The sequence below is a fragment of the Pseudomonas muyukensis genome, assembly GCF_019139535.1.
Classification (GTDB): Bacteria; Pseudomonadota; Gammaproteobacteria; order Pseudomonadales; family Pseudomonadaceae; genus Aquipseudomonas; species Aquipseudomonas muyukensis.
In genome coordinates, this window is sequence record NZ_CP077073.1 from 1194686 (window position 1) to 1206406 (window position 11721).

An 11721-nucleotide genomic window follows, 5' to 3' on the forward strand; every position below is an offset into this window, starting at 1 on the left:
GACAGGTGCGCAGTATACCGCGTCGGGCCGGCATGGGCTTGGCGATCCTGGGGCCGATGCGCAGCCCTTTCGCGACACAAGGCCGCTCCTGCAGGGACCGCCAAGGCCTCAGATCGGCCGCAAAATCCTCAGGGGAGCATCAATGCCCGGCAGTATTGGAAAACACCTGGATCACCACCACGCCGCCAACGATCATGGCCATGCCCAGCATCGCCGGCACATCCAGCTTCTGCCCGTAGATCACCAGCGCCGCCACGCTGATCAGCACGATTCCCAGGCCCGACCAGATGGCATAGGCGATGCCCACCGGGATGCTGCGCACCACCAGGGTCAGCATCCAGAACGCCACGCCATAGCCGCACACCATCAGCAGCAGTGGCAAGGGTGTGCTCAAGCCCTTGACCGCCTTCATGGACGCCGTGGCGATGACTTCGGCACAGATGGCGATGGCGAGATAGGTATAGGCGTTCATGGTGCGGGTCCTCCGTTGCTGGTCGGGCATTCTAGGGGATCCCTGGATGCGGTAAAGTCATTTCCTATCTGTAATGGAGATAGGTGGCCATGGCCGAGCAGTGGAATCTGGAGCAGCTTCGTCTATTCGTGCGCACCGCCGAGCTGCGTTCGTTCTCGGCCGTGGCCCGTGAGCAGCGCAAGGCGCAGTCGGCGGTGAGCAATGCCATCGCGCTGCTCGAGGCCGACCTGGGCGTGACCCTGTTCGAGCGCAGCAGCGGCCGCCAGCCACGCTTGACCGAGCGCGGCGGCGCGCTGCTCGAGGATGCCCGCGAGCTGCTGCGCCAGTGCGAGCGCCTGGACGGTCGCGCGCTGGCGTTGATGCGGGGCCAGGAGGCCCTGCTGCGGGTGGCCCAGGATGAAGCCATGCCTTACCAGCCGGTGATCGACAGCCTCGACGAACTCGCCGCGCGCTATCCGTACCTGGAAGTGCAACTGGCCAGCGGCGCCCAGGGCGATGTGGCGCGCAAGCTGGTGGAGCGGCGCGCCGACCTGGGCTTGTTCTTTCACCACGAGCGCATTCCGGCTTCGCTGGAGCGGCGCGCCCTGGGCAGCGTGGAAATGGTCACGGTCTGCGCCATCGACCATCCCCTGGCGCACCTGGCCAAGGTCACTCGCCAGCAACTGGCACGCCACAGGCAACTGTTGATCACCCCGCAGCAGAGCGGTTACCCCGGTGGCGAGGCGATCAGCCCGCAGGTCTGGCGCTGCGACAGCTTCTACGCCATGGCCGAGCTGCTCATGCGGGGCCTGGGCTGGGCCTGGCTGCCACGGCATGTGGTGCAGTACCCCACCTACCAGACCCAGATGGTCGAGCTCGACAGCGAGTGGCGCCCGCCGGCATTGGTGGCGGAACTGGCCTGGCGTCGAGACGAACCCCTGGGCCCGGCGGCGCAGTGGCTGGCCGAGCGCTTCGCCATGCACCTGCGCGCGATCGGCTGACAGGCCTTTTCATCCAGTTCCTAGTAAACTCCGCCGCCATGAACAGAACCCTCTATACCCTGCTGTTTCACCTGGGCCTGCCGCTGGTCGCGCTGCGCCTGTTCCTGCGCGGGCGCAAGGCGCCGGCGTACCGCCAGCGCATCGGCGAGCGCTTCGCCTGCCAGTTGCCGGCCATGCGCCAGGGCGGCATCTGGGTGCACGCGGTGTCGGTGGGCGAGAGCATCGCCGCCGCACCGATGGTCCGCGCCCTGCTCAAGCAGTACCCGGACCTGTCGATCACCCTGACCTGCATGACCCCGACCGGTTCCGAGCGCATCCGCGCGATGTTCGAGGGCGAGCCACGGGTACAGCACTGCTACCTGCCTTACGACCTGCCCTGGGCGGCCGGGCGCTTCCTCGACCATGTGCGTCCGCGGCTGGGCATCATCATGGAAACCGAACTGTGGCCCAACCATATCCACCAATGCGCCAAGCGCGGCATTCCGGTGGCCTTGGCCAATGCCCGCTTGTCGGAGCGCTCGGCCCGTGGCTACGCCCGCTTCACCGGCCTGACCCGGCCGATGCTCGAGCAGATGAGCCTGATCGCCGTGCAGACGGCCACCGAGGCCGAGCGTTTCCGTGCACTGGGTGCGCGCAATGAGTGTGTGCAGGTGACCGGCTCGATCAAGTTCGACCTGAAGATCGACGACCAGCTGCTGCCCCGTGCCCAGGCGCTGCGTGCGCAGTGGGGGGCAACGCAGCGCCCGGTGTGGATCGCCGCCAGTACCCATGAGGGCGAAGATGCGCTGATGCTCGAGGCCCACCGTGAGCTGCTCAAGGTGCACAGCGACGCGTTGTTGATCCTGGTGCCGCGGCACCCCGAGCGCTTCGATGCCGTGCATGCTTTGTGCGCCGAGCAGTTCGCCACGGTTCGCCGCTCCGGCGCTGCGGCGGTCGAGGCCAGCACCCAGGTGTTGCTTGGCGACACCATGGGCGAACTGCTGTTCCTCTATGCCCTGGCCGATATCGCCTTCGTCGGCGGTAGCCTGGTGCCCACCGGCGGGCACAATCCGCTGGAGCCGGCGGCGCTGGCGCTGCCGGTGATCATGGGGCCGCACGTGTTCAACTTCCTCGAAATCAGCGCGATGCTGCGCCAGGCGGGGGCGTTGCAGCAGGTGGACGATGCCGAAGGGCTGGCCGGCGCGGTGCGCCGTTTGATCGAGCTGCCGCAGGATGCGCGGCGCATGGGCGAGGCGGGCAGGGCGGTGATGCAGGCCAACCAGGGGGCGTTGCAGCGGTTGCTGGATGGCTTGGCTGCGTTGATCCGCTGATCTGTGAAATGCCGCGACCCCTGTAGGAGCGGCCTTGTGTCGCGAAAGGGCCGCGAAGCGGCCCCGGCGATCCATACGGCGCAGCTGAAACCAGGGGCCGCTGCGCGCCCCATCGCGGCACAAGGCCGCTCCTACATCAAGGCCTGCGTTCGAAGTTCTTCGCCGCCGCGGCCGCCAGGTCCGGGGGCAGGAAATCCTTGTCCGGGTTGTAGTCGGCCTTCAGGTACCGGCCCAGGTCCTGCAGGTCCTGCGGGCTCAGGGTGCCGGCGGCCTGCTTGAGGCGCAGGTTGTCGAGGATGTAGTCGTAGCGGCTGTTGTTGTAGTCGCGCACCGAGGTGTACAGCTGGCGCTGCGCATCCAGCACGTCGACGATGTTGCGGGTGCCGACCTGGTAGCCGATCTCGGTGGCCTCCAGCGCGCTCTGGTTGGAGATGATCGACTGTTTGCGCGCCTGCACCTGTTCGACATCGGTGTTCACCGCGCGGTGCAAGTTGCGCGTGTTCTCCACCACCTGGCGGCGCAGGCTCTCGCGTTGCTGCTCGCTCTGGGTCAGCCGTGAGTAAGCCTCGCGCACCTGGGAGCTGGTCAGGCCGCCGCTGTAGATCGGGATATTCAGCTGCAGGCCGACGCTGGTCTGCTCGACGTCACCGCCATAGCGCACGCCGTTCTGCGAGGGGTTGGTGAAGCCCAGGTTGTCGTTGTCGCCTTTCTGGTACTTGGCCACTGCGTCCAGGGTCGGTGCGTGGCCGGCCTTGCGCTGGCGCACCGTCTCTTCGGCCGCGGCCACGGCGTGGTTGGTGGCCAGCAGGTTGAGGTTCTGCCGCCCGGCGGTCTCGACCCAGGCCTTGGCGTCGTTGGGGATCGGCACCTGCACCGGCAGGCTGTGGACCACGCCCTGGATCGCCGAGTACTGGCGGTTGGTCAGGGTGATCAAGGCTTCGAAGGCATCCTGCACCTGGCGCTCGGCGATGATCCGGTTGGCCCGGGCGGTGTCGTAGCTGGCTTGCGATTGCAGCACGTCGGTCTTGTCCGAGAGGCCGACGTCGAAGCGCTCGTTGGACTGGTCCAGCTGGCGTTTGAAGGCGGCTTCCTCGGCCTTGGTCGAGGCCAGGTTGTCCTGGGCGCGCAGCACCGCGAAGTAGTTCTCGGCGGTTTGCAGGATCAGGTTCTGCTCGGTGGCCGACAGCTCCAGCGCGGCCTGTTCGTTGACCGCTTCGGCCGCCTGTAGCTGGAACCAGCGGTCGGCGCGGAAGATCGGTTGGGCCAGGGTGGCGCTCCAGGCATTGCCGCTGCGGTTGGAGGTCACCGACGGTTCGTCGAGCTTGGTGCGGGTGTTCATCATCTCGGCACCGGCCGAAAGGTTGGGCAGCAGGCCGGCACGGGCCTGGGGCACCACTTCGCGGCGGGCACCGTAGTCGGCGCGGGCAGCCGCCAGGTCGGCGTTGTTGTCGACCGCTTCCTGGTAGACGCTGACCAGGTCGGTTTTCACCGTCGTGGGCGTGTCCACTGCCCACGCCACTCCGTTGGACGCACAAGACACGGCAATCGCCAGTGAGAGTTTGCGCAGCATAGGGCAATCCTTGATCAAGATTTATTTACTGTACTGTCGGGTATCGAGCGATGGGCCAGTGTAGTGCCGCGCGCTTTCGCCAACAATCCGCTGCTTGCGCCATTTATCGCGCCTGGATATACCCGCTTGGCTTTGCCGACCACTCCAGTCTAGACTGCGCATGTTCTTGTCGGGGTGCCTTGAAGCAAAGGCTGAGATCGCAGAGGTGCGGATCCCGTTGAACCTGATCAGGTTAGCGCCTGCGTAGGGAACAAGATTGCTCTCAGTCCCGGGAGCCTCTTGTGCCAGGTCCGGGATCGCCACAGCTGCTTGCAGCCCACGGCACCCCACATCCGGCACTGCACTCGTCACCCCGAGTGCGTCCACGCCTTTCAGGTTCACCCCGACATTCCACCGCTGGAAGCTGTCTGGAGAGCCTGTGATGAGCAAACAAGAAAAATCGATCCACCTCAGCGAGTCGGCGCAAGTCGATCAGCAGTCCGTGCAACCCTTGCCCAATTCGCGCAAGGTCTATGTCCAGGGTTCGCGCCCCGACATCCGCGTGCCCATGCGCGAGATCAGTCTGCACGACACCCCGACCGATTTCGGTGGCGAGCAGAACGCCCCAGTGCTGGTGTACGACACCTCGGGTCCCTACACCGACCCTGAGGTCATCATCGACGTGCGCAAGGGCCTGGGCGATGTGCGTTCGGCATGGATCGATGCCCGTGGCGACACCGAGCGCCTCGAGGGCCTGAGCTCGCACTTCGGCCAGCAACGCCTGAACGACGCCGAGTTGACCAAGCTGCGCTTCGCCCACGTGCGCAACCCGCGTCGGGCCAAGGCCGGCGCCAACGTCACGCAGATGCACTACGCCCGTCAGGGCATCATCACCGCCGAGATGGAATACGTCGCCATCCGCGAGAACATGAAGCTGCAGGAGGCCCGCGCCGCCGGCCTGCTCAGCCAGCAGCACGCCGGCCACAGCTTCGGCGCGAGCATCCCGAAAGAGATCACCCCCGAGTTCGTCCGCGAAGAGATCGCCCGCGGCCGCGCGATCATCCCCGCCAACATCAACCACACCGAGCTTGAGCCGATGATCATCGGCCGCAACTTCCTGGTGAAGATCAACGGCAACATCGGCAACAGCGCCCTGGGTTCCTCGATCGAGGAAGAAGTGGCCAAGCTGACCTGGGGCATTCGCTGGGGCTCGGACACGGTCATGGACCTGTCCACCGGCAAGCACATCCACGAGACCCGCGAGTGGATCATCCGCAACTCGCCGGTGCCGATCGGCACCGTGCCGATCTACCAGGCCCTGGAAAAGGTCAATGGCGTCGCCGAGGACCTGACCTGGGAGCTGTTCCGCGACACCCTGATCGAACAGGCCGAGCAGGGCGTGGACTACTTCACCATCCACGCAGGCGTGCTGCTGCGCTATGTGCCGCTGACCGCCAAGCGGGTCACCGGCATCGTCAGCCGTGGCGGCTCGATCATGGCCAAGTGGTGCCTGGCGCATCACAAGGAAAACTTCCTGTACACGCACTTCGACGAGATCTGCGAAATCATGAAGGCCTACGACGTCAGCTTCTCGCTGGGCGACGGCCTGCGTCCCGGTTCGATCGCCGATGCCAACGACGCGGCGCAGTTCGGTGAACTGGAAACCCTCGGCGAGCTGACCAAGATTGCCTGGAAACACGATGTGCAGTGCATGATCGAAGGCCCCGGCCACGTGCCGATGCAACTGATCAAGGAGAACATGGACAAGCAGCTGGAGTGCTGCGACGAGGCGCCGTTCTATACCCTCGGCCCACTGACCACCGACATCGCCCCTGGCTACGACCACATCACCTCCGGCATCGGCGCGGCGATGATCGGCTGGTTCGGGTGCGCCATGCTCTGCTACGTGACGCCCAAGGAGCACCTGGGGCTGCCGAACAAGGATGACGTCAAGACCGGCATCATCACCTACAAGATTGCCGCGCACGCCGCCGACCTTGCCAAGGGCCATCCGGGCGCGCAGATTCGCGACAACGCCTTGTCCAAGGCGCGCTTCGAGTTCCGCTGGGAAGACCAGTTCAACCTGGGCCTGGACCCGGACACCGCGCGCGCCTTCCATGACGAGACCCTGCCCAAGGAGTCGGCCAAGGTCGCGCACTTCTGCTCGATGTGCGGGCCGAAGTTCTGCTCGATGAAGATCACCCAGGAAGTGCGTGAGTACGCCGCCAAGATCGAAACCGTGGACGTCACGGTCGAGCAGGGCATGCGCGAGCAGGCCGAGCGGTTCCGCCAGGAAGGCAGCCAGCTGTACCAGAAGGTTTAAGTAGACCTTGGGGGCCGCTTTGCGGCCCTTTCGCGACACAAGGCCGCTCCCACAGGTCCTCTGTATGGCTCAAGCCATGCGCGGAACCTGTGGGAGCGGCCTTGCGTCGCGAAACGAGGACGCAGTCCTCGCCAGCCACAACCCCATACTTCGGCGAGCCCCCATGACAACTTCCAGCCACTTCTCCCCCGACCACCCGGTCCCCAGCCACCATCGCCAGTTCGGCGCCCGCGACCTGTTCTCGCTGTGGTTCTCCCTCGGTATCGGCCTGATGGTCCTGCAGGTCGGCGGCCTGCTGGCGCCGGGGCTCGGCCTGGCGGGCTCGATCCTGGCGATTGCCCTGGGCACAGCGGTGGGCGTGTTGCTGCTGGCCGCGGCGGGGGTAATCGGCAGCGACACCGGCCTGTCGGCCATGGCGACCCTGCGCCTCACGCTCGGTAGCCATGGCGCGCGCCTGCCAGCCTTGCTCAACCTGCTGCAACTTGTGGGCTGGGGTTCGTTCGAGATCATCGTCATGCGCGACGCCGCCAGCCTGCTGGGGGCACGCGCGTTCGGCGACGCCAGCGGCTGGAGCAGCCCGCTGCTGTGGACCCTGTGCTTCGGCGCCCTGGCCACGTTGCTGGCGGTCAGCGGGCCGTTGGCGTTCGTGCGCAAGGTGCTGCGCAAGTGGGGGATCTGGCTGCTGCTCGGCGCTTGCCTGTGGCTGACCTGGAACCTGTTGGCCAAGGCCGACCTGGCCGCGCTGTGGCGCCGCCCGGGCGATGGCTCGCTGTCCCTGGCGCTGGGTTTCGACATCGTGATTGCCATGCCGCTGTCATGGTTGCCGCTGATCGCCGACTACTCGCGCTTCGGCCAGCGTGCCAGCCGGGTATTCGGTGGTACGGCGCTGGGCTTTTTCATCGGCAATGCCTGGCTGATGAGCCTGGGCGTGGCCTATACCCTGGCCTTCGCTCCTGGCGGTGAGGTGAATGCGCTGCTGCTGGCGCTGGCCGGTGCCGGGCTGGGTATCCCGCTGTTGCTGATCTTGCTCGACGAGTCGGAGAACGCCTTTGCCGACATTCATTCGGCAGCTGTGTCCAGTGGCCTGCTGGTGCGGCTCAAGGTCGAGCATCTGGCCTTGGCCATCGGTGTGCTGTGTACGCTGATCGCCCTGCTGGCGCCGCTGGCGCAGTACCAGAATTTCCTGCTGCTGATCGGCTCGGTGTTCGCGCCGCTGTTCGGCGTGGTGCTGGTGGACCACTTCGTGGTGCGCCGCAGGCGCTTGCCGACCCTGGTGCGGGGGCTGCACTGGCAGGCATTGCTGGCCTGGGCGGTGGGGGTGGCGGCCTATCACGTGATGGCGACCCAGGCGCCGGAGCTGGGGGCGACCCTGCCGGCACTGCTGCTGGCAGGGGGGCTATACAGGCTGCTGGCGCTCAGCCGCGGCCAGGAAACAGCTCGGGCTTGAGCACGCCGTTGAGGCGTGGGTAGGGGATCTTCAGCTCGACGTGGCCCATGGCATAGGGCGCGATGGCATAGACCTCGTACTTGATCACCACCGCGCCGTAGGTCAGGGCGATGTGCGGCGATTGCTTGAACGGCCAGGTCTTGACGAACTCGGGGTCCTTGTCCATGCCGGTGCTGATCAGCCAGGCGCGGTGGGACTCCTCGGCGGTCTTCCAGAAGGTCGCGGCCTGGCCGGGCAGCAGCATGTCGTCCAGGGTCAGCACCTTGTCCAGCTTGCGCGAGTAGTTGATGAAGCCGCGCCCGGGCATGCCGTGGGCGCCGCCGCTATCGAGGTAGCTGGACAGCTCGACGATCACCAGCCCGTCATGCTGCTCGCGTACCTTGGCCTGCAGGTAGCTGCTGTTGCGCTTGTCGGCGCGGGCCAGGTAAGCCTGTTCATAGGCTTGCAGCGAGGCCGGCGGGGTGCCGCGCTGGTTGTCCTCGGTCAGTTGCAGCAGGCGTTTCTCGACGATGGCGTCGAGTTTCGGCAGGGCCGGGAAGTGCACGGTGTCGATGTTCACCAGCGGGCAGTCGCTTTCGCTGCAGCCGGGCTTCACGTGCTCCCAGGCCTCGCGCTTGACCTCGAGCGGAGCCCGGTAATTGGGCGCGAACAGGCTCTGGCAGGCGCCGAGCGCCAGTGCCAGAACGGCCACGGAAGTCAGTTTGACTAGCCTCATGTTGATCCTTGCGGGGCAGTGATGATCGGCCTTGGACCGCCTGCGCGGCCTTCGGTTCGCCACTAAGCTAACAGAGAGCGCCGCGCCTGTCCCGGCCGCCCGAACGGTCGACGGAAAGGGATGAAACCGGCCGGTTCGCAGAGTAGGATTGCGCGATGCGGTAAACGAGGTATCAAGGAGTTTGCATGACGGACACGTTCAATCCAGCGCCCACCCAGATCGACATCGTTCGGCGTGAGCCACTGTTCAAGGGCTTCTACAAGCTCGACAAGGTTCATTTGCGCCACGAATTGTTCGCCGGCGGCATGAGCCGCGAATTCACCCGCGAGCTGTTCGTGCGCCATGACGCGGTGTGCGTGCTGCCCTACGACCCGCAGCGCGACGAAGTGGTGCTGATCGAGCAGTTCCGTGTTGGGGCCGTGGGCAAGATCGACAATCCGTGGCTGATCGAGATGGTCGCCGGCCTGATCGACAAGGACGAGCAGCCCGAAGAAGTCGCCCACCGCGAAGCCGAGGAAGAAGCCGGCCTGAGCTTTTCGGCGCTGTGGCCAATGACCAAGTACTTCCCGTCACCGGGCGGCAGCGACGAGTACGTCCACCTGTTCCTGGGCCGCTGCGTCAGCCAGGGCGCCGGTGGCCTGCATGGCCTGGAAGAAGAGAGCGAGGACATTCGCGTGCGCGTGTGGTCGTTCGAGGATGCCCTGCAGGCCGTGCGCGATGGGCGCATCTGCAACGCCGCGGCGATCATCGGCCTGCAATGGCTGGCGCTCAACCGTGATGAAGTCCGAGGTATGTGGAAGTGAACCTGCTGCGCGAGCGCTATCGGGTCGACCTGGTCGGGCTGCAATCGGCCTGCGAGGCCAACTATGCCCGGCTGATGCGCTTGCTGCCCGACATGCGCACCACCCAGAGTTCGCGCCGCATCGGCATGACCCAGGGCGACCAGATGCTCGGCGTGCTGGTGCTCGAGGTGCTGCTGGCCTGCCCTTACACCACCACCCTCAAGGTGCGCCAGGAGCACAGCCTGCCCTGGCTGCCGGTGCCTGAGCTGGAAGTGCAGGTGTATCACGACGCGCGCATGGCCGAGGTGGTCAGCGCCGAGCACACCCGCCGCCTGCGCAGTATCTACCCGTATCCCAACACGGCGATGCACCAGCCGGACGAGAAAGCCCAGCTCAACCTGTTCCTGGGCGAATGGCTGAGCCACTGCCTGGCCTGCGGCCACGAACTCGAAGCGGTGCGCTGAAATGTGACCTGTGTCGGTTTCGTGTGTTTGCGCCAAACCGATCCGCCGCCATAATCGCTGCTGAATCCGTTCGAGGAGACGGCCGTTGCCGCAGCCACCCCATTTCCCGTCACCCGTCCATGTGGTGCAACTGACCGACGCCCACCTGTTCGCCGACCCGGCGGGCACCTTGTTGGGCCTCAATACCCGCGCCAGCCTCGGGCACGTGGTCGGCCAGGTTCGCCGCGAACAACCGCGCATCGACCTGCTGCTGTGCACGGGCGATCTTTCCCAGGATGCCAGCGGCGAATCCTACGCAGCCTTTCGCGAGCTGACGTCGACGCTCGGCGCGCCAGCGCGTTGGCTGCCGGGTAACCATGACGAGGCGCGGATCATGGCCGAGGTGGCGCCGGAACTGGTGCAGGCAGTGACCGATATCGGTGCCTGGCGCATCGTCATGCTCGACTCGGCAGTGGTCGGCGCCACCTTCGGCCTGTTGGCCGATGACCAGTTGGTCGTGCTGGACCAGGCGCTGAACGGTGCGGGCGAGCGCCATTGCCTGGTGTGCTGCCATCACCAGCCGGTGGATATCGGCTGTGCCTGGATCGCGCCGATCGGTTTGCGCAACGCTGATGAGCTATTGCAGCGCCTGCGCGGTTATCCACAGGTGAAGGCGCTGCTTTGGGGGCATATTCACCAGGAGTGGGACGAGGTGCGCGACGGCATCCGTTTTCTCGCCACGCCTTCGACCTGCATCCAGTTTGCGCCGCGCAGCGAGGAGTTCAAGGTGAGCGAAGAACAGCCGGGCTACCGCTGGCTGCGCCTGCATGCCGACGGACGGTTGGAGACCGGAGTGGAGCGGTCGCGCGATTTCGAGGTGAAGCTGGATTTCGACAGCCCGGGCTACTGAGTCGGGGGACCGCTTTGCGGTCCTTTCGCGACACAAGGCCGCTCCCACAGAGATCGTGCCCCGGCTGTTTGAAGAATTTGTTGCGAAAATCCCCACGCTGCGCCAATGCCCTTCGAACACGCTACACTGCGCGTCTTTGCGTCCGGGGGGCAGCATGTCGGGTTCCATCCTCTATATCCATGGCTTCAACAGCTCGCCGCTGTCGACCAAGGCACGCCAGCTCGAAGCGGTGATGCAGCGGCTCGGCCTGGCCGAGCAACTGCGCGTCCCGGCGCTGCACCATCACCCGCGCCAGGCTATCGCCCAGCTGGAGGCAGCCATCGGTGAGCTGGGCGCGCCGCTGCTGGTCGGCAGCTCCCTTGGCGGCTACTATGCCACCCATCTTGCCGAGCGCCACGGGCTCAAGGCTTTGCTGGTCAACCCGGCGGTGGCCCCGCACCGGCTGTTCGACGGCTACCTCGGCACCCAGCGCAACCTTTATACCGACGAGGCCTGGGAGCTGACCCACGACCACGTGGACGCCCTGGCCGAGCTGGAAGTGCCGCCGCCCCAGGATGCCGCGCGCTATCAAGTGTGGTTGCAGACCGCCGATGAAACCCTGGACTATCGCCAGGCCGAGCGCTATTACCGTGCCTGCGCCTTGCGTATCCAGGCCGCAGGCGACCACAGCTACCAGGGCTTCGCCAGGCAATTGCCGGCCCTGCTGGCCTTCGCCGGTATTGCCCGCGGGCAGTATGCGGCGCTGGATTTTTCTGTATTTTGACTTTTGCACTCACCAGACTGACGACGA

At 65.8% G+C, this 11721-nt stretch carries 11 protein-coding genes and 1 riboswitch; of the genes, 8 read left to right on the plus strand and 3 right to left on the minus strand.

Features of this window, described 5'->3' with window-relative positions; all coding sequences use genetic code 11:
• Window positions 1-139: 139 nt before the first annotated feature.
• Window positions 140-472, minus strand: coding sequence for a DMT family transporter (locus KSS95_RS05385; RefSeq protein ID WP_023632892.1), 333 nt, complete (start codon window positions 470-472; stop codon window positions 140-142).
• Window positions 473-561: 89 nt separating this feature from the next.
• Between KSS95_RS05385 and KSS95_RS05390 the strand changes: the two genes are divergently transcribed.
• Window positions 562-1452, plus strand: coding sequence for a LysR family transcriptional regulator (locus tag KSS95_RS05390; RefSeq protein ID WP_217852300.1), 891 nt, complete (start codon window positions 562-564; stop codon window positions 1450-1452).
• Window positions 1453-1490: 38 nt separating this feature from the next.
• The gene (gene waaA, locus KSS95_RS05395; RefSeq protein WP_217852302.1) at window positions 1491-2762 is read left to right on the plus strand and encodes a lipid IV(A) 3-deoxy-D-manno-octulosonic acid transferase; all 1272 of its coding nucleotides are present in this window, start codon (window positions 1491-1493) and stop codon (window positions 2760-2762) included.
• Between the two features lie 136 nt (window positions 2763-2898).
• On the opposite strand, the gene KSS95_RS05400 is transcribed toward waaA, so the two are convergent.
• On the minus strand, window positions 2899-4332 hold the full coding sequence (locus tag KSS95_RS05400) for a TolC family outer membrane protein (RefSeq protein WP_217852303.1): 1434 nt from the start codon (window positions 4330-4332) through the stop codon (window positions 2899-2901).
• Between the two features lie 160 nt (window positions 4333-4492).
• Window positions 4493-4599: riboswitch (TPP riboswitch) on the plus strand.
• Between the two features lie 154 nt (window positions 4600-4753).
• On the opposite strand from KSS95_RS05400, the gene thiC reads away from it, so the two are divergent.
• Both thiC and cytX read left to right on the plus strand, forming a co-directional pair.
• Window positions 4754-6634 (plus strand): phosphomethylpyrimidine synthase ThiC, encoded by a 1881-nt coding sequence (gene thiC / locus KSS95_RS05405; RefSeq protein WP_217852305.1) that lies wholly within the window; start codon window positions 4754-4756, stop codon window positions 6632-6634.
• A gap of 163 nt (window positions 6635-6797) precedes the next feature.
• The gene (gene cytX / locus KSS95_RS05410) at window positions 6798-8081 is read left to right on the plus strand and encodes a putative hydroxymethylpyrimidine transporter CytX (protein ID WP_217852307.1); all 1284 of its coding nucleotides are present in this window, start codon (window positions 6798-6800) and stop codon (window positions 8079-8081) included.
• Here the strand turns inward: cytX and KSS95_RS05415 are convergent.
• Complete coding sequence (locus KSS95_RS05415) at window positions 8050-8796, minus strand: RsiV family protein (protein ID WP_217852309.1); 747 nt, start codon at window positions 8794-8796, stop codon at window positions 8050-8052. The two genes, cytX and KSS95_RS05415, sit on opposite strands and share 32 nt — an antisense overlap.
• 185 nt (window positions 8797-8981) lie before the next feature.
• On the opposite strand from KSS95_RS05415, the gene KSS95_RS05420 reads away from it, so the two are divergent.
• The 4 genes from KSS95_RS05420 to KSS95_RS05435 all read left to right on the plus strand — a co-directional run bounded on the left by KSS95_RS05420 (window position 8982) and on the right by KSS95_RS05435 (window position 11694).
• Window positions 8982-9599 (plus strand): NUDIX domain-containing protein, encoded by a 618-nt coding sequence (locus tag KSS95_RS05420; RefSeq protein ID WP_217852310.1) that lies wholly within the window; start codon window positions 8982-8984, stop codon window positions 9597-9599.
• Window positions 9590-10042, plus strand: a complete 453-nt coding sequence (locus KSS95_RS05425) for a DUF1249 domain-containing protein (RefSeq protein ID WP_186662787.1) — start codon at window positions 9590-9592, stop codon at window positions 10040-10042. The genes KSS95_RS05420 and KSS95_RS05425 overlap by 10 nt, the downstream gene beginning before the upstream one ends.
• A gap of 85 nt (window positions 10043-10127) precedes the next feature.
• Complete coding sequence (gene cpdA, locus KSS95_RS05430) at window positions 10128-10931, plus strand: 3',5'-cyclic-AMP phosphodiesterase (RefSeq protein WP_217852312.1); 804 nt, start codon at window positions 10128-10130, stop codon at window positions 10929-10931.
• 154 nt (window positions 10932-11085) lie between these two features.
• The gene (locus KSS95_RS05435; RefSeq protein WP_217852314.1) at window positions 11086-11694 is read left to right on the plus strand and encodes a YqiA/YcfP family alpha/beta fold hydrolase; all 609 of its coding nucleotides are present in this window, start codon (window positions 11086-11088) and stop codon (window positions 11692-11694) included.
• Window positions 11695-11721: the final 27 nt, after the last annotated feature.